The 479-nt window shown below is 49.1% G+C and carries 1 protein-coding gene; it reads left to right on the forward strand.

The genetic code is table 11. The features are described 5' to 3' along the window. Window positions 1-450: RNA 2',3'-cyclic phosphodiesterase (gene thpR / locus B3W37_RS14510; protein ID WP_483176230.1), on the forward strand; the 450-nt coding region annotated here is incomplete at its 5' end. Between the last annotated feature and the right edge of the window lie 29 nt (window positions 451-479).

The raw sequence follows: 479 nt of genomic DNA on the forward strand, positions 1-479 counted from the left end.
AACTACCTCCTCACCCTGAAATTCCTGGGTGATATCGATGATCATCAGCTTCAGAAGATTCGAGATCGCCTGTATCAGGTGGGAGAATACTGTCCGCCCTTCTACCTCAAAGTAAACGGGTTGAGCTTTTTCCCCAATAAACGCAAGCCCCGGGTGGTGTGGATGGGACTGGATGGGGATACTGAAAAGGCCGAGTTTCTGGCGGAACGCATCGATGTTTACGTTCAGGATCTGGGGTTTGAACCAGAAAAAATTCACCGCTTCCACATTACTCTGGGCAGGATCCGCTCGGAGCGAAATGTTGAGGAGTTGTTGGAAAAAGCTCACCAACTGGAATCTGCCACCAGGTCCAGTCTATTTCCGGTGCAGGCTTTTTATCTCATGGAAAGCCGCCTTACCAAGGATGGGCCTCAATATCGGGTAGAGCAAGCTTTCGCCCTACGCGGATAGCAATTACCATAATATAACAGATTTTGCAT

This window comes from Syntrophomonas sp. UBA5494, from assembly GCF_002426325.1.